The 15,399-nt window shown below is 68.1% G+C and carries 17 protein-coding genes; 5 read left to right on the top strand and 12 right to left on the bottom strand.

Features of this window, described 5'->3' with window-relative positions; all coding sequences use genetic code 11:
• Window positions 1–2: 2 nt before the first annotated feature.
• The 3 genes from MKL09_RS18655 to MKL09_RS18645 all read right to left on the bottom strand — a co-directional run bounded on the left by MKL09_RS18655 (window position 3) and on the right by MKL09_RS18645 (window position 4,034).
• On the bottom strand, window positions 3–1,349 hold the full coding sequence (locus tag MKL09_RS18655; RefSeq protein ID WP_244022555.1) for a hybrid sensor histidine kinase/response regulator: 1,347 nt from the start codon (window positions 1,347–1,349) through the stop codon (window positions 3–5).
• Complete coding sequence (locus MKL09_RS18650) at window positions 1,346–2,548, bottom strand: FIST signal transduction protein (protein ID WP_244022553.1); 1,203 nt, start codon at window positions 2,546–2,548, stop codon at window positions 1,346–1,348. Before MKL09_RS18650 ends, MKL09_RS18655 begins: the two co-directional genes overlap by 4 nt.
• Before the next feature lie 232 nt (window positions 2,549–2,780).
• Window positions 2,781–4,034 (bottom strand): glutamate carboxypeptidase, encoded by a 1,254-nt coding sequence (locus MKL09_RS18645; RefSeq protein ID WP_244022551.1) that lies wholly within the window; start codon window positions 4,032–4,034, stop codon window positions 2,781–2,783.
• Window positions 4,035–4,751: 717 nt separating this feature from the next.
• Here MKL09_RS18645 and MKL09_RS18640 point away from each other — a divergent pair.
• The gene (locus tag MKL09_RS18640) at window positions 4,752–5,444 is read left to right on the top strand and encodes a transglutaminase-like cysteine peptidase (RefSeq protein WP_244022549.1); all 693 of its coding nucleotides are present in this window, start codon (window positions 4,752–4,754) and stop codon (window positions 5,442–5,444) included.
• 92 nt (window positions 5,445–5,536) lie between these two features.
• Window positions 5,537–5,854, top strand: a complete 318-nt coding sequence (locus MKL09_RS18635; RefSeq protein WP_244022547.1) for a hypothetical protein — start codon at window positions 5,537–5,539, stop codon at window positions 5,852–5,854.
• Window positions 5,855–5,897: 43 nt separating this feature from the next.
• Here MKL09_RS18635 and MKL09_RS18630 read toward each other — a convergent pair whose 3' ends face one another.
• Window positions 5,898–6,248: a hypothetical protein gene (locus MKL09_RS18630; protein WP_244022546.1), complete on the bottom strand. Its 351-nt coding sequence runs from the start codon at window positions 6,246–6,248 to the stop codon at window positions 5,898–5,900.
• A 1,086-nt stretch (window positions 6,249–7,334) separates the two neighbouring features.
• Here MKL09_RS18630 and MKL09_RS18625 point away from each other — a divergent pair.
• Window positions 7,335–7,862 carry a DUF1203 domain-containing protein gene (locus tag MKL09_RS18625; protein ID WP_244022544.1) on the top strand — a complete coding sequence of 176 codons (528 nt, stop codon included), beginning with the start codon at window positions 7,335–7,337 and terminating at the stop codon, window positions 7,860–7,862.
• 4 nt (window positions 7,863–7,866) lie between these two features.
• On the opposite strand, the gene MKL09_RS18620 is transcribed toward MKL09_RS18625, so the two are convergent.
• Genes MKL09_RS18620 through MKL09_RS18605 form a run of 4 tightly spaced genes read right to left on the bottom strand, consistent with a single transcriptional unit; the run spans window position 7,867 to window position 10,616 of the window.
• A complete protein-coding gene (locus MKL09_RS18620) occupies window positions 7,867–8,337 on the bottom strand; it encodes a low molecular weight phosphatase family protein (RefSeq protein WP_244022542.1) in 471 nt (156 codons plus the stop codon).
• Window positions 8,338–8,361: 24 nt separating this feature from the next.
• The gene (locus MKL09_RS18615; protein WP_147854441.1) at window positions 8,362–8,844 is read right to left on the bottom strand and encodes a UPF0262 family protein; all 483 of its coding nucleotides are present in this window, start codon (window positions 8,842–8,844) and stop codon (window positions 8,362–8,364) included.
• A 10-nt stretch (window positions 8,845–8,854) separates the two neighbouring features.
• The gene (hisD, locus tag MKL09_RS18610) at window positions 8,855–10,150 is read right to left on the bottom strand and encodes a histidinol dehydrogenase (protein ID WP_244022540.1); all 1,296 of its coding nucleotides are present in this window, start codon (window positions 10,148–10,150) and stop codon (window positions 8,855–8,857) included.
• A 19-nt stretch (window positions 10,151–10,169) separates the two neighbouring features.
• Window positions 10,170–10,616 carry a DUF2948 family protein gene (locus MKL09_RS18605; protein ID WP_244022538.1) on the bottom strand — a complete coding sequence of 149 codons (447 nt, stop codon included), beginning with the start codon at window positions 10,614–10,616 and terminating at the stop codon, window positions 10,170–10,172.
• 263 nt (window positions 10,617–10,879) lie between these two features.
• Here MKL09_RS18605 and MKL09_RS18600 point away from each other — a divergent pair, with 263 nt between their 5' ends.
• Window positions 10,880–11,308 carry a hypothetical protein gene (locus tag MKL09_RS18600; RefSeq protein WP_244022536.1) on the top strand — a complete coding sequence of 143 codons (429 nt, stop codon included), beginning with the start codon at window positions 10,880–10,882 and terminating at the stop codon, window positions 11,306–11,308.
• Between the two features lie 7 nt (window positions 11,309–11,315).
• Here MKL09_RS18600 and MKL09_RS18595 read toward each other — a convergent pair whose 3' ends face one another.
• The 4 genes from MKL09_RS18595 to MKL09_RS18580 form a co-directional block, all read right to left on the bottom strand.
• Window positions 11,316–11,744, bottom strand: coding sequence for a type II toxin-antitoxin system HigA family antitoxin (locus tag MKL09_RS18595; protein ID WP_244022535.1), 429 nt, complete (start codon window positions 11,742–11,744; stop codon window positions 11,316–11,318).
• Complete coding sequence (locus MKL09_RS18590; RefSeq protein WP_244022675.1) at window positions 11,741–12,073, bottom strand: type II toxin-antitoxin system HigB family toxin; 333 nt, start codon at window positions 12,071–12,073, stop codon at window positions 11,741–11,743. The genes MKL09_RS18595 and MKL09_RS18590 overlap by 4 nt, the downstream gene beginning before the upstream one ends.
• A 56-nt stretch (window positions 12,074–12,129) precedes the next feature.
• Window positions 12,130–13,419 (bottom strand): UDP-N-acetylglucosamine 1-carboxyvinyltransferase, encoded by a 1,290-nt coding sequence (gene murA / locus MKL09_RS18585; RefSeq protein WP_244022673.1) that lies wholly within the window; start codon window positions 13,417–13,419, stop codon window positions 12,130–12,132.
• Between the two features lie 85 nt (window positions 13,420–13,504).
• The gene (locus MKL09_RS18580; protein WP_244022533.1) at window positions 13,505–13,684 is read right to left on the bottom strand and encodes a hypothetical protein; all 180 of its coding nucleotides are present in this window, start codon (window positions 13,682–13,684) and stop codon (window positions 13,505–13,507) included.
• A gap of 346 nt (window positions 13,685–14,030) precedes the next feature.
• Here MKL09_RS18580 and hemA point away from each other — a divergent pair, with 346 nt between their 5' ends.
• On the top strand, window positions 14,031–15,299 hold the full coding sequence (gene hemA / locus MKL09_RS18575) for a 5-aminolevulinate synthase (protein ID WP_409566947.1): 1,269 nt from the start codon (window positions 14,031–14,033) through the stop codon (window positions 15,297–15,299).
• The last annotated feature ends 100 nt before the right edge of the window (window positions 15,300–15,399 follow it).

The raw sequence follows: 15,399 nt of genomic DNA, 5'->3' as shown, positions 1-15,399 counted from the left end.
CGTCAGGCCAGCATGTAGGTCAGGAGCGAGCGGAGCTGCGCCGGCTTGATCGGCTTGTGGACCAGCTCGGCGCCGGCCGCCGCCACCCGGGCCTCGATCGCCTCGGAATGGTCGGCGGTGGTGACGATCACCGGGAGCGGACGCGCGGACCGTCCGCGGAGATAGGCGGCCACGTCGAGGCCGCAGGCGCCGTCGTCGAGATGGTAGTCGAGCACCAGGATGTCGGGCGGCGCGGCACCGGCCTCGACCGCTCCGCGCACGCCGGCGAGATCGCGGAACGTCGAGACCCGGGCATCCCAGTTCTGCAGCAGGCGCGCCATGGCGTCGGCCGTGGAGGCATCGTTCTCGACCAAGAGGACATGGGCGCCCGAGAGCCGGGTCGCCACCGGCGCTGGAGGTGCCGTGGTGGCCGGGATCCGGCTCAGCGGCAGGCCCAGGGTCACCCGGGTGCCGTGACCGGGCCGGGAGGCCAGGGAGAGGGGATGGTCCAGGGCCTGGGCCATGCGGCGAACGATCGACAGGCCGAGGCCGAGGCCCGGCTCCTCCGCGCTGCCGGTCCGGGCGCCGCCCCGGAAGAATTCTTCGAAGACGAGGTCGCGCTCCTCGGCAGCGATGCCGCAGCCGGTATCGGTCACGTCGACCCGGACCCCGCCGGCGCGTCGGCGCGCCGCCAGCACGATGCCGCCGGCGCCGGTGTAGCGGACGGCGTTCGAGATCAGGTTCTGGAGGATGCGCTGGAGCAGCATCACGTCGCTGGTGACCGTGAGGTCCGGGCAGCGCACCGCGAGCCGCAGGCCCTTGCGCGCGGCGAACGGCTTGAAGCTCTCGGCCAGCTCCGCCAGCAGGTCGGGCAAAAACACCGGCTGCATCTGCGGCCGGACGATGCCGGCATCGAGCTTGGAGATGTCGAGAAGCGTCTTGATCAGGTCCTCGATGGTCTGCAGGCCCCGCTCGACCTGGCCCGCGATGGTGCGCGCCTCGGGCAGCAGCGGCAGGTCGTCCAGGGCCGAGATCGACAGGCGGGCCGCGTTCACCGGCTGCAGCAGGTCGTGGCTCGCCGCCGCCAGGAACCGGGTCTTGGAGCGGTTGGCGGTCTCGGCCTCCTCCTTGGCCGCCGCCAGCGCCTCGTTGGAGCGCTCCAGGCGGTGCATCAGCCCGGTCAGCTCCTCGGTGCGGGTGCGGACGCGGCCCTCCAGCATGATCGCGGTCTGGAACAGCGAGTAGGCGCTGCCGCGCTGGTCCATGCTGCGCTCGACATGGGACATGAGCGCGGCGTTGATCCGCTCCAGCTTCTCGATCCGCCGGCGCAGGGACGCGTCGGTCTCGAGTCCGCTCGGGTGCAGAGTCATGATGCGGTGACGGCGCTCGCGGAGAGCCCCTTGCCGATGGCGATGCCGGTGAAGGTCTGGTTGAGGTGCATCGCCCGGTACTGCTCGCCGAAGGTCTCGAAGCCGACGACGTTGTAGCGGCGGTACAGGTCGGCGATGCCGTGGCCCACCTGCCGGCTCTCGGCATCGAGCCGGCGCAGCACGCATTCGAAGCCGATGATCAGGTCGACGCCGCCGACCGCCGTGTCGAGGCGCGCCAGCTCCGTCCGGGTCGAGGCGACGATGTCGCGCGGCTCGGCGAGCGTCAGCACCACACCCTCGTCGATGGCGCAGAAGAAACTGAGCGACCCATCCTCGTTCATGCGGCGGATCGAGCGGCAGTAATACTCGCCGCCGACTTTCACGGCGAGCGGGTAGGCGGCGAAGCTCATCGGCGACAGGCCCTCGGGGTCAAGGCCGATCGCCATGGCGTATTCCCGCGCCGCTGGCTCGGCGTTGAGTTCGTGGATCGTACGCCGCTCGCTGTCCGAGGCGGTGACCACGAACTTGGTCCGGGTCGGCTCGAAATTGTCGCTCTTGAAGATCTCGAACGGGAAGTCGGTCTCGACCAGCACGAGCACCGCCGCCTTGCGGTGGATCCGGCCGCCATGCAGCAGCACCGCGTCCCGGAAGCGCAGGTCGTCGCCCGCCGAGCCGCCGACGATCGGGATGCCGTCCAGCGCCCACGCGATCGCCGAGACGACGGTCTCCTCCGCGTTGGCGAGACCGTCGATCAGCGACAGCGCGAAGCGACCGCCGGCGGCCCGTGCACCGGCTTCGCGGCACGGGTCAACCGGGTCGAGGGTCCGGCGCAGGGCCCGCACGGCCGAGGCGGTGCGCTCGACATCGAGATGGTCGATGGCGTCGAGCACCGTCGACACGATTCGGAAGCGCTCGGCCGGGAAGGCGATGACCACGAGGCCGCGGTCGAGCCCGCCGGCCGGGGCGATGCCCCCCGACATCGAGCAGCCCGCCACCGGGACGCCGGGGAATCGGGTCGCCATAGCGCCGGCCAGGATTTCGGGATCGTAGTCGGCGGAGAAGAACGCGACGATCTGGGACAGGGCAAGGGTGCCGATCGCCCGCGCGATGTCGGCGACCGCGTCGGATGCCGAAGCCGCCTCCGTCCAGGCCGTCCAGATGCCGCACAGATGGCGGCGTCCCCCCGTCCCTCGAGCCACGTTCCACCCCCCCTGACACCCCCTTGGCGGGCTTTGCGTCCGCTCTTCAAAGTCTTGCGGGGAGTATGTCGTGCACAACCGAGCGACGCAACGGGGCGTCACGGGGCGCTTCGATTGAGGCAATGCCCAGATGCAGGTCACGCCTCGACGTCCTGAATCCAACGCGCCCGCCGCCGAACTGGTGCCTGCTTCGGCGGTGGGTGCTCCAAGCCGGGAGCGGGACAGGGCCTATTTATTTCGCGGCGTCTGCCTTCGACGCCTCCATGACGAGGCGGGTGGCGAGATAGAGGCGTGGCGTGATGCTCGCCAGCACTGCGAATTCATCGGCGCTATGGTAGCGGCCGCCGACGATGCCGAGGGATTCCAGGATCGCAGGTTTGCCCGGGCTGTCCGGCTGGAAGGCGTAGCCCGCATCCGTGCCGCCTCCGATTTCGGCGAGCTTCAGGTCCGCGCCCATCTCGGCGTAGATCGCACGGGCACGCGCGCCGAGTTCCTGCGTGGCCGGGTTGTGCGGCAGCGGCGGCCGGCCCTTGGCGAGGTCGAAGCGCACGTCGGTGTCCGGGACGCGGTGTCGCTCGGTGATCGTCCGGGCCTGCTTCAGGATGCGGTCATACTCGCTCGGCACGAAGTAGCGCATGTCGCCCTCCGCCTTCGCCGCGTCGGGGATGATGTTCGGCTTCGTGCCACCCTGGACGGTGGTCCAGTGCAGGCTCGTGCCCTTGCCCGCGTCGCCGAGGTCCTGGAGCTGCAGGATCTGGTGGGCGAGTTCGACCACCGCGTTGCGTCCGGCCTCCGGCGCCCCACCGGCATGCGAGGCGCGGCCTTTCACCGTCAAGGTCGCGTAGTTGATGCCCTTGGTCGCCACCGTGACGGCGTCCACGCCGGCCTGATCGAAGGAGGGTTCGAACGAGAGGACGACGTCCTGGCCGCGTGCAATCTTGCCGATCTCATCCCGCGAACCGGGTGATCCGCGCTCCTCGTCGGGATTGAACACGACCGTCAGGGTGCCGTAGCCGTCGAAACGCAGCGTTTCCAGCGCGGCGACGGTATGCAGGACCATCGCCACGCCGCCCTTCGCATCGGCGACGCCCGGCCCGTAGGCGCGACCGTCGCGCTCGGTGTAAGGCCGCTTGGCGGCGTCGCCCTCGCCGAACACGGTGTCGTAGTGCACCAGCATCATGATCTGCCGCTGGCCTTTGCCCGGCTTGGTCGCGACCAGGGTGTTGCCGCCCAGCGCCGGCGCGCGACGCGCTTCCACCGAGAAGCCGAGCGCTTCGAGCCGTCCCCGAAGGTTCGCCTCCACCTTGGCGAGGCCGGGCACCTGGCCGGTTCCGGTATCGACGTCGACCAACCCCTTCAGCGTCTCGCGATACGGGTCGCTCTGAGCCTTGACCGCTGCGAAAACGGCCTCATCCGGTGCCGCAAGCGCGGGGCGTAGCATCAAGGCCAGAAACAGGGTGAGGGTGAGGGGGGCGGTCGCGCGCACGGACACTCCTTACGGGCTGTCAAGCCATGGCGACTCAGCATAGCTGCCCCGGGACGCCATGCGAACCGCCATCGCGGCGATCTCCCCACGCCGGATCGAGAGCTGCTGGCAAGGCCTCCGCCCACCGGGAGACTTTTTCCAAGTATGAGGTCCGAGCGGTCGCTGATCGATCTGCTGTCGATCTTGGAAGTAGCGGCTCATTGATTTCGATATGCCCGGTTTCGCACGGCTGAGTCCGGTCGATACCCCGCCGAGCGCCTGACGCGGCGAGGACGAAGACGGCGCATGCGGCAAAGGCGGTGGCCCGTGATCGCGGGCGAGCCCTCCGGCACCGACCGCGAACCGATCCTCTCCCGGACCCGCTCGGTGGCCGGGGGCGGTGGCGCCCCGACCCGTCCATCGCCGTCGCCGGGACCGCCAAGCCCTCAGTCGGGCGGATCTCAGTGCATACCCTGGCCCGCGTTGTTATCCGGCCACCCACAGATTTTCGCGGACGCAGCGCCCGACCGACGGCAGCCGTCTCACCCGAACACCGCTGAGAACGTTCACGATTTCGCGTGACGCCGGAGCCCCCGGAGGCGTCGGCGCCACAGGCCGGGATATTCCTACGTCATCCGCGTTGCGCACAGCATTAACCTTTTGTTAATCCGCCGATTGCCGCCGGCCCCCCGGCGTGAGAGCTTTCGTTAACGAGAGCTTAACGGTTGGGTCACGGCGATGCGGTTCGCGGCTTCCAAGGTGCAGGGTTCGGTCGCCAACTCCGCGCCGCGTCGGGTTTCCCGCCGCCGTCGGATCCTGGCCGGGTTGGCCTGGGCGGCACTGTCCTTCGCCGGGCTCGGTGCCGGTGCGGTGCAGGCTCAGACCTTCGCAAGCCTGCCGTCCCCCCAGCTCGGGGCCGAGCCCCAGGGGGCGGCCCGCCCGATCGCGGCCTGGGTGACGTTCTGCCAGTCCTATGCGGCGGAATGCGCCGTCGACCGGAGCGAGCCGGCCCGCATCAGCCTGACCCCGGCGATCTGGGCGACGATCGTCTCGGTCAACCGCCGGGTGAACAAGTCGATCGAGCCGAAGACCGATATGGAGCATCTCCACGTCGCCGACCGCTGGGACCTCGCCGAAGACGGCATCGGCGATTGCGAGGATTTCCAGCTGCTCAAGCGCCACCTGCTGGCGGAAGCCGGCCTGCCCCGGCGGGCGATGCGCATGACCGTGGTGATCGACGAGAAGGGCGAGGGCCACGCGGTGCTCACCCTGATCACCGACCGCGGCGACATGGTCCTCGACAACAAGACCAACGCGATCGTGCCGTGGCACAAGACCGGCTACGTGTTCATCAAGCGCGAGAGCCAGGACGCCACGGCCTGGGTCTCCCTCGGCGGCGTCACCTCGCCGGTCACCACCGCCAACCGCTGATCGCGCGCGGTCCGACGCTCGTTGCAGGCCGGTCCTTAACCGTTTGCTAACCCTGTCGGCGCCACTCTGTCCAAGGACCGAGTGCCCGATCCATGTCGCCTGCTTCCCTCGCATCGCCCCTGCTCCTCGCGACGATGTTGCTCGTCTCCGGACCGGCTCGTGCCGCCGGCGAGACCGAGGTGCGTCATGAGAGCTGGCGCGTTTGCCTCAGCCGCAATTTCCAGATCCAAGCCGCGCTTACGGATCCCGATCTGGCTGCGGATGCGGCGTTCCAAGCCTGCCGCGGCGCCGAGGACGCCTATCTCGCGGCCCTGGCACGCTCCCCACTCCTGGACGATGACGATGTCGCCCGCGCCCGGCCGAGGCTTGCCGGCCGCATCCGGGCGTGGCTGGTCGGCAGCAGAGGGTGACGCGTCGACGCACCGGGTATGCGTGTGATCAAATCCTGAGCCTCTAGATCCCGCAGGCGCAGCACGCTCGGACATTGGCGATCCGCTGTGCGGGCGTTCCGATGCTCGGACGGGTCGTGCCGTAATTGGTCCAGTGTATGATCCATTGCTTGAGGTAATGCCGTCCCTTGGGCGCGCCGGCGAGCTGATGCGCCGCCCAGCAATCCGCCAGCCGATCCGAGTTCTTTCGGATCGCCAGAAGACCGTATTCGCGGACGACATAAAAGTGACTGGCATCCTTGACCTGGGAATCGATCAGGTCCGCCCGCGTTGGGCACAGGAACAGGCCATCGGGCTTGGCTAACGCAACATCCCCCAAGGTCTGATGACAATCGTTTGTGACGGGAACATTCAATAAGCTCCCGATCGGGCTCCATTGTGCGCTGGCGGGCGCGCAATATAATGTGGTTAAAGATGCGATTATAATAAAAGATCGTAGTTTTAACATAACGCTATTCCAATGCCCGGCTCCTCGTCTTATCTATATCTGGATCATGGAAATATAAAATCTCGTGCGGAGCAGCGGATTGCCCGGCAGTGACACCGGGTACCGAAATGTCTGCAACGTTGCCGGCAGTCCATCCCGGGAGCGTCCGATCCTGTTCGGATCCAATGCTCCCGCCCGATTGCCGCGGCCGCCATTCCGGATCCGTGCCGCGCGCACGGCTCCCCATCTCACCGAGGACGCCGCGTTCCGGGTCTCGCTGGTCGGCAGTAGGGGGTGTGGCGCCGGATCCCGACGTGAACGGCGCCCTGAATTGAGATTGCCTGCCGGAAAACGCCTATACGCCGCAGCCGCAACAGGCTCGAACATTGGAAATTATTTGTTCAGGGGTGCCGAAACTGGCCAAAACAGTTCCGTAGTTCTTCCAGTGTGTAATCCATTGCTTGACGTAATAGGTCCCCTTGTGTGCTGTTCTCAGTTGATGGGCTGCCCAGCAATCTGCAAGCCGCGGGGAGCTGGTACGGACCGCGAGAAGCCCGTATTCGTGCACCAAATAGAAATGGCTCGCGTCCGGCACTTGAGCATTTACCAATTCAGCTCGGCGAGAACACAGGAACATTCCGTCAATTCTAGCAAGAGCAATGTTCCCCCCAGTGATCGAACAATTCTGCGTGACGGGGACGTCAAGCAAGCTCCCGATCGGACTCCATTGTGCGTGGGCCGAACTTCCGATGGATCCGAGGGCATATAAGCAAGCTGGCAAATAAATTCGTTTCAACATGGAGTTGTTTCCGAAAAATCGAGCCCTGTTGCAGACTCATATCAAGCCGAGGATTGGGCTAAAACTTTCTCGAACCCTGCGGAAGAGCCGCTGTTACAATCCGTTGCTAAATGTTCCGGGTCCCGACCAGCAGACAGACCGGGGATTCCGAAGCAAGGAACAGGACGCTTTCCTCCTCGGTCCGCCGGCACGGTGCCGGGAACAGGGAGAGCCGAATGCCCCGATATCGCTGCGTTCCGATCACCGACGCCGTCGCGGAGCGCTTCCGCCGCAGCGGACGCGACGATTTCGACAATCCCGTGCGGCGCGTCGCGGCGACCAGCGCGACCGGGTTCCCCTGTCGGCGCTGCCTACGCTGCGCCGAGCCCGGTGAACCGATGCTGCTCGGATCTTACGATCTCGGGCGCCCCCGCGGCATCTACTGGACCCCGAGCCCGATTTTTCTGCACGGACAGACCTGCCCGGGGTTCGACACCGCGGATGTCGTCGCCCCGATCATCCGCGCCAACACCCTGGTGTCGGTCCGGGCCTACGACGCGGAGGATTTCTGCCTGTACGACCTCGGCCATGTCTGTCCCGGCGCCGAGGTCGATGCCCCGCTGCTGCGTGCCCTGGACGACCCGCGCACGGCCTTCGTCAACGTCCACACCGCGCGGCCGGGCTGCCTGCTGTCTCGGGTCGAGCGCGTGGCCCCGCGAGAGCATCATCGTTTACCGAAAGCCGGCGACCACCTTTCGGGATGATGCTCTACGTCTTCAGCCGCGCCTTGATCCGCCGGGTGAGCCCGTCGCGCACGTCCCGGTAGGCGTCCAGGCGCTGCTCGCGGGAGGCGTCCTGCAGCAGGGTCGGGTCCGGCGTCGGCCAGTACTCGACATCGGCCGCGATCGTGTGGGTCAGGGCGAGGGCGCGGTGGTGGGCCTCCGGCGAGAGGGTGATGATCAGGTCGAAGTTCAGACCCTCCCAATCCTCCAGCTGCTCGATGGTGCGGGGGCGGTGCCGGGTCGCGTCGATGCCGACCTCGTCGAGCGCCGCGATCATGAACGGGTCGGTGGGCTCGCCCGAGCGCACGCCGGCCGATTGCACGTAGGTCGACTTGCCGAAATAGGCGCGCGCGATCGCCTCGGCCGCGGCCGAGCGCACGGCGTTGAAGTTGCACATGAACAGGACCGACTGGACCCGCCGTTTCTTCGGGGTGGTCTCGGGAAAAGGCTCAGCCATCGCCGCTCGGGGCCGGAAGGCGCCCTAGCCTTTCCAGTGCAGGGCGAAGATCAGGGTGAACAGGCGGCGCGCCGTGTCGTGGTCGAGGTCGACCTTGCCGTCGAGGCGCTGCTTGAGCGTGTCGGACGCCTCGTTGTGCAGGCCGCGCCGACCCATGTCGATCGCCTCGATCTGCGACGGCGAGGCGGTGCGGATCGCGTTGTAGTAGCTCTCGCAGATCATCTCGTAGTCGCGGATCACCCGCCGGAACGGCGTCAGCGACAGGAGGTGCGTCATCACCGGCTCGCCGTCCACCGTGCTGATCGCGAAGGACAGCTTGTTCTCGACGAGGCCGAGCGTGAGCATGTAGGGCCCTTCCCGGCCCGGGATCGTGAAGGAATTGTCCTCCAGGATGTCGAACAGCGCGATCGCCCGCTCGTGCTCCTGATCCGGGTTGCCGCGGGCGATGGACGCCTCGTCCAGGCTCACCTTGGCGAGGCGGTTCGGCCCGCGCTGCTTCTCGGCCATCCCCAAGACCTCACAGGTTCAACCGGATCGCGACGGAGCGGGCATGACCCTCCAGACCCTCCGACCGGCCGAGCGTTATCGCTGCCGGGCCGAGCGCCCGCAAGCTCTCCGGGGTACAGGCGAGGATCGTCGTCCGTTTCATGAAATCCAGGACCCCGAGCCCGGAGGAGAACCGCGCCGAGCGGGCGGTTGGCAGAACGTGGTTCGGGCCGCCGACGTAATCGCCGATCGCCTCCGGCGTGTGCGACCCCAGGAAGATCGCGCCGGCATTGCGGATCTTGCCCGAAAGCGCCTCGGCATCCTGGGTCTCGATCTCGAGGTGCTCGGGGGCGAGCCGGTCGACCAGCGGCACCGCCTCGTCGAAATCCCGCACCCGGATGATCGCGCCGTAATCGCGCCAGCTCGCCCGGGCGATCTCGGCCCGGGGCAGGGTGGTGAGCGCCCGCTCGACGGCAGCCTCCGCGGCCTCGGCCAGCTCGGCGCTGTCGGTGATCAGCACCGCCTGGGCGGCGGTGTCGTGCTCGGCCTGGGCCAGGAGGTCGGCGGCGATCCAGTCGGGGTTGGCGTGGCCGTCGGCCAGGATCAGCACCTCGGAGGGACCGGCGATCATGTCGATCCCGACCTGGCCGAACACCCGGCGCTTGGCCGCCGCCACCCAGGCATTGCCCGGACCGACGATCTTGGCGACCGGGGCGATGCTGGCGGTGCCGTAGGCCAAAGCCGCCACCGCCTGGGCGCCGCCGACGCGGTAGACCTCGTGGACCCCGGAGAGCCGGGCGGCCGCCAGCACCAGGGGGTTGAGGGTGTTGTCCGGCGTCGGCACCACCATGACGATCCGCGGCACCCCCGCCACCCGGGCCGGCACCGCGTTCATCAGGACCGACGAGGGATAGCTCGCCGTTCCGCCCGGCACGTAGAGGCCGACCGATTCCAGCGCGGTCCAGCGCCAGCCGGCGGTGACGCCGAGCGCGTCGGTCGCCCGGTGATCCTGCGGCTTCTGCTGCGCGTGGAACGCCTCGATCCGCTCGGCCGCGAGGCGCAGGGCGTCCAGGGCCTCGGCCGGGCAGGCAGCCACGGCCGCGTCGATCTCCGCCTCGGTGATCCGCAGGGCGTCGGCGGAGAAATCCGGCCCAAGCCGGTCGAAGCGGCGGGTGAACTCGACCAGGGCTGCGTCACCGCGGGCGACGACATCAGCGATGATGCCGCGCACCGCCTCGTCCACGTCCTCGGCGATCTCGCGCTTCAGGGTCAGCAGCCGCGCGAAATCGGCGGCGAAATTCGGAGCTTGGCTGTCGAGCCGGACCATCGGGTGTCTTTCGTCTGTCTCAGGCCGCCGGGCCGGGCGCGGTCGTTCCATCGAGTTCGTGGCCGGGGCGGGCGACCGCCTCCCAGACTGGGCCGAGATCCTTCATCCGGACCTCGATGCACTCGACCTCCAGCCGCACCGCTGCGCCGCCGGAAAACACCATGTCGATATGGCCGGACGGCGGGTCGGTCGCCTCGAAGGTAAGGGCGAGCAGGCTCATCGGCATCGCGTCTCCCGGGGCCAGGCCGCGGGTCTTCACGCTCAGGACCCGCTCGACATGCACGCCGGCCAGGCGCCGCCGCGGAGGGACGTCCGGGGTCCAGTCGAAGCGCCGCACGACCATCAGGAAACGATGCTCACCCGCCAGGTAGGTCAGATCCTCCGGCCGCAGGATCGCGTCCTGGAGGTGCGCGGAGATCACGGTCAGGTCCTCGGTATCGAGGGCGGCGAGCTTGAGCAGCTCCATGAAAGGATCCTCGGGGATAGCTGGGCGCGGGCGGACAGCGACGGCGGCGGCCTCGCGGCAGGGCGTAGGTAGCGGCCAGACCCGGTTCGGGCAACGGCCGGGGCCGGGATGGTCGTCCCAGCGACGGTTCATCCGCTTCACGCTGGCGCACGCAAGGCCGAACGGGACACCGGTTCGGCGCAAGCGAGCGCGCCCAAACAGGGACGTCCGGGCTCCGTGAGGAGGGCCGGACGACCGAGGCGACGATTCGAGGCAGGACGACGATGGTGAAACGGATCCCGCTCGCGGCCCTGGCCGCCCTGACCCTGGCACCGCTGGTCGCCCTCCCGGTGCGCGCGCAGGTCGGCCCGGACGCGGATGTCTACATCTATGGCCGCCCCGGGCCGGATCGCTACGAGTACGACCGCCGACGCCGGCCTCCGCCCCCACCACCACCGGAGGACGATTGGCACCGCCGGCCTCCGCCTCCACCGCCGCCCTACGACGATTACGACCGTCCGCGTCGGCCGCCCCCGCCGCCTCCGCCACCGGACGACGATTACGATCGGCCCCGCTACGACCGGCGGTGGCGCAGCGGCAGCCTCTGCGTCACGGCACGAGGCGATTGCCCGACTCGTCTCGGCCCATACAACGCGCCCTGCGGCTGCGAGATACCGGGCTTCGGGTTCAAGCGCGGGCAGATCGGCGGCTGAGAGGGGCTCAGGCGGCGTCGTGATCAAGACGATACGGCGCCGCCAGCAGCGCGATCGGCAGGTGCCAGGCCTCGCTGATGGCGCGGATCTGCCCGAGGTTCAGGGGCCGTTTCCGGCTCAGGATCTCCGAGGCGCGCGCTCGCGAGCCGAGAAGACGCGCCAGCTCCGCCTGAGAGCGGCCCATATCGGTGATGGCAGCGTGCAGGATCTCGACCGGATCGGCCGCCGCGATTGGAAAGACCCGCTCTTCGTAGGCCGCGATCAGGGTGAGGAGAACCTCGAACCGGTCACCGTCCAGGGTCCCGACGGCGGGCTCGTTGGTAAAGTAGCGATCGACTTCCGCAAGCGCCCAACGGTGATCGTCGGCCGTGCGAATTGGCCTGACATCGTTAACCGAAACCATCTCTCGAACGGCGTCCGTTTCGATCTGCATCATCCGATCTCCACCGTGAGCGGATCAACGGCATCATATTCGGCGTGCGTGCCGACAAATTTTATCTGGCACGCTTTGTAGGTGTACGACACTCTGGCGATCAATCGATACTTATTGCCGCCGATATCGAAGATGATTCGGTTGTCGCCAATGAAATCTGCCGTATTGCCGAACATGCGTTTGATGTCGGCCGGGCCTGCCCACGTAGCCTTCGTGACCTGACCATACCAAGTCCGCAGCGGCACCTCCGATCGGGGATACCGCGTCCAGAAAGCTACGAGGGCAGAGCGCGCCACGACATTCCCACTTGCGCCATTAGCATGTTCCCATATTGGGAACAATACTTTCCGATGTGGCGAAACATCGTTCAACCCAAATCAGATTTGCTTCAGGCCCGCACCCGCTCGATCTGCGCGCCGCAACGCCCGAGCTTCGCTTCCAAGGCCTCGAAGCCGCGGTCGAGGTGGTAGACCCGGTTGATCTGGGTCTCGCCTTCGGCGGCGAGGCCGGCGATCACCAGGGAGACCGAGGCGCGCAGATCGGTCGCCATCACGGGCGCGCCCTTGAGCCGCTCGACGCCCTCGACGATGGCGAGGTCGCCTTCGAGCCGGATCTTCGCGCCGAGGCGGGCCAGCTCCTGCACGTGCATGAACCGGTTCTCGAAGATCGTCTCGCGGATATGCGACTGGCCTTTGGCTAGCGTCATCAGCGCCATGAACTGCGCCTGCAGGTCGGTGGGGAAGCCCGGGAACGGGTCGGTGGTCACGTCGACCGCCGCGATGCCGGCGCCGTTGCGGCGCACCCGGATGCCGCCCTCGACCTGGCTGATCTCGGCCCCCGTGGTCGACAGCACGTCCAGCGCCGAGTGCAGCAGCTCGGCCCGGGTGTCCTTGAGGATCACGTCGCCGCCGGTCATCGCCACCGCCATGGCGTAGGTGCCGGTCTCGATCCGGTCGGGCAGCACCGCGTGGCGGGCGCCGTTCAGCCGGGCGACGCCTTCGATCTCGATCCGGGGCGTGCCGGCGCCGCGGATCTTGGCGCCCATCTTGTTCAGGCATTCGGCGAGGTCGACCACCTCGGGCTCGCGGGCGGCGTTCTCGATCACCGTGGTGCCGTAGGCGAGCGAGGCCGCCATCAGGGCCACATGCGTACCGCCGACCGTGACCTTGGGGAAATTGATCTCGGCCCCGCGCAGGCCGTTCTTGGTCTTGGCGACCACGTAGCCGGCGTCGATCTCGATCTCGGCCCCGAGCTTCTCCAGGGCCATGATCAGCAGGTCGACCGGCCGGGTGCCGATGGCGCAGCCGCCCGGCAGCGAGACCTTGGCCTCGCCGAACCGGGCGAGCAGGGGCGCCACCACCCAGAAGCTCGCCCGCATGGTCGAGACCAGGTCGTAGGGGGCGGTGGTATCGATGACGTTCGAGGCGGTGAGCCGGATGGTCTGGCCGGTCTCGGTGGTCTGTCCCGGGCGCTTGCCGACCACCATGTGGTCGACGCCGTGATTGCCGAGGATCCGCGTCAGGGCGGAGATGTCGGCGAGCCGGGGGACGTTGATCAGCTCCAGCGTCTCGCCGGTGAGCAGGCTCGCGATCATCAGCGGCAGCGCCGCGTTCTTGGCGCCCGAGATCGGGATCACGCCGTTGAGGGGCGCGCCGCCGGTGATGTGAATGCGGTCCATCATGTATCCTCGGGCGGCGCACCTCCCTGGCGCGCGGCCGGCCGTTCTCCTGATGGACGCCGCGGCGCCCAGGCTTGGCCGTCTCCTATAGACCGGATTTGTCGGAATCTGGACCGTGGGAATCGGTCTCGTCCGGGGCGTGCTCGTCCGCGTCGGGCACCGGCCCGGTTTCGGCCCGGCCGCGGCCCTGGGCCTTGCGCCGCCGCAGATTCTCGCGGAGCGCGGCCTTCAGGCGCTCGGCACGCGCATCCTTGCTCTCGCTCATCGCGCGGCCCTTCGTCGCCGCAGGCTTGAGGCAAGCGATCCCGCACCAGGGCAGGCCATTCGGCATGAAGACAGGCGGGTGCTCAAGGATCTGGAGCCGTGTTCGGGTGGGATGAAGCCTCCTACCAGGCTAGCGAGTTCGTCCCCGCCTCTCAACGGGCGCAGGGCAGCGATGTCGGAACCTTACCTTGAACCAGTTCCAGATCCGCGCGTATCTTGCGCCCCTCACGCAAAGGACTGGACCGAGGCCGTACCTCGATCGCGGGACAGAGGCGCCGCACCGCCACCGCCCGCACGGCCGAACACGCGAAGGACGCTCGATGACCGTCACCCGGATGCCCAGCACGATGCTCGCCCAAGCGGGCTCGACGCGCGCCGGCTCTGGCTATGAGCGGTATTTCCGGGGGGCCCTGGACCAGCTCCACGGCGAGCGGCGCTACCGGGTCTTCGCCGATATCGAGCGCATCTCCGGCCGGTTCCCCACCGCCAAGTGGCGCAAGCCCGACGGCAAGACCACCGAGATCACCGTGTGGTGCTCCAACGACTATCTCGGCATGGGGCAGCACAAGGAGGTTGTGTCCGCCATGACCGATACCGCCGCGCGCTGCGGCGTCGGGGCGGGCGGCACGCGCAACATCGCCGGCAACAACTCGCCGCTGGTCGATCTGGAGCGCGAGCTCGCCGACCTGCACGGCAAGGAGGCCGGCCTCGTCTTCACCTCGGGTTACGTCTCGAACCAGGCGGGCATCTCGACGATCGCCAAGCTGATCCCGGACTGCCTGATCCTGTCCGACGCCTTCAATCACAACTCGATGATCGAGGGCGTGCGCCATTCCGGCTGCGACAAGAAGATCTTTCGCCATAACGACCTCCAGCACCTCGAGGAGCTGCTCCGCGCGGCCGGCGACCGGCCGAAGCTGATCGTGTTCGAGTCGGTCTACTCGATGGACGGCGACATCGCGCCGATCGGGAAGATCTGCGACCTCGCCGATAGCTACGGGGCCATGACTTATCTCGACGAGGTCCACGCGGTCGGCCTGTACGGGCCGCGCGGCGGCGGCATCTCTGAACGCGACGGCGTGATGCACCGGGTCGACGTGATCGAGGGAACCCTGGCGAAGGGCTTCGGCTGCGTCGGCGGCTACATCACCGCCTCGGCGGCGATCTGCGACGCGGTGCGCAGCTTCGCCCCCGGCTTCATCTTCACCACGGCGCTGCCGCCGGCGGTGGCCGCGGCCGCCCGGGCCTCGGTGCGCTACCTGAAGCGCTCACAGGCCGAGCGCGAAGCGCACCAGGCCCAGGCGGCCGCCACCAAGGCGGCGCTCACCGAGGCTGGCCTGCCGGTTCTGGAGACCGAGACGCATATCGTTCCGGTGATGGTCGGCGACGCGGAGCTGTGCAAGGCGGCGGCCGACCACCTGCTGGAGCGCCACGCCATCTACATCCAGCCGATCAACTACCCGACGGTCCCGCGCGGCACCGAGCGCCTGCGCATCACCCCGTCGCCGTTCCACGACGCGGCCCACATCGCCCGCCTCGCCGCGGCCCTGGCCGAGACCTGGGAGACCCTGGACCTGCCGCGGGCCGGGACTGTGTTCGTCGAGGCGGCGGAATAGGGTTTTCGCGCGCTCTTGCGGCGAAATGGCTCCGGTTCGTCGCAAGAGCGCGCGTCTCTAACACCGTCTCTACGGCTCGCTTGGCTTCTGATCACCCTTC

It is taken from the genome of Methylobacterium sp. J-048 (assembly GCF_022829515.1).
In the GTDB taxonomy this organism is placed as follows: Bacteria; Pseudomonadota; Alphaproteobacteria; order Rhizobiales; family Beijerinckiaceae; genus Methylobacterium.
The sequence above is the reverse complement of the archived record's forward strand: the minus strand, read 5'-3'. Positions and strand labels throughout refer to the sequence as shown.

Excerpts from the sequence above, each read along its gene's own strand:
- MKL09_RS18655 (WP_244022555.1), bottom strand. The coding sequence starts at position 1,349 with ATGACTCTGCACCCGAGCGGACTCGAGACCGACGCGTCCCTGCGCCGG.
- MKL09_RS18640 (WP_244022549.1), top strand. The coding sequence starts at position 4,752 with ATGCGGTTCGCGGCTTCCAAGGTGCAGGGTTCGGTCGCCAACTCCGCG.
- MKL09_RS18635 (WP_244022547.1), top strand. The coding sequence starts at position 5,537 with ATGTCGCCTGCTTCCCTCGCATCGCCCCTGCTCCTCGCGACGATGTTG.
- MKL09_RS18625 (WP_244022544.1), top strand. The coding sequence starts at position 7,335 with ATGCCCCGATATCGCTGCGTTCCGATCACCGACGCCGTCGCGGAGCGC.
- MKL09_RS18620 (WP_244022542.1), bottom strand. The coding sequence starts at position 8,337 with ATGGCTGAGCCTTTTCCCGAGACCACCCCGAAGAAACGGCGGGTCCAG.
- MKL09_RS18615 (WP_147854441.1), bottom strand. The coding sequence starts at position 8,844 with ATGGCCGAGAAGCAGCGCGGGCCGAACCGCCTCGCCAAGGTGAGCCTG.
- hisD (WP_244022540.1), bottom strand. The coding sequence starts at position 10,150 with ATGGTCCGGCTCGACAGCCAAGCTCCGAATTTCGCCGCCGATTTCGCG.
- MKL09_RS18605 (WP_244022538.1), bottom strand. The coding sequence starts at position 10,616 with ATGGAGCTGCTCAAGCTCGCCGCCCTCGATACCGAGGACCTGACCGTG.
- MKL09_RS18600 (WP_244022536.1), top strand. The coding sequence starts at position 10,880 with ATGGTGAAACGGATCCCGCTCGCGGCCCTGGCCGCCCTGACCCTGGCA.
- MKL09_RS18595 (WP_244022535.1), bottom strand. The coding sequence starts at position 11,744 with ATGATGCAGATCGAAACGGACGCCGTTCGAGAGATGGTTTCGGTTAAC.
- murA (WP_244022673.1), bottom strand. The coding sequence starts at position 13,419 with ATGGACCGCATTCACATCACCGGCGGCGCGCCCCTCAACGGCGTGATC.
- MKL09_RS18580 (WP_244022533.1), bottom strand. The coding sequence starts at position 13,684 with ATGAGCGAGAGCAAGGATGCGCGTGCCGAGCGCCTGAAGGCCGCGCTC.
- hemA (WP_409566947.1), top strand. The coding sequence starts at position 14,031 with ATGCTCGCCCAAGCGGGCTCGACGCGCGCCGGCTCTGGCTATGAGCGG.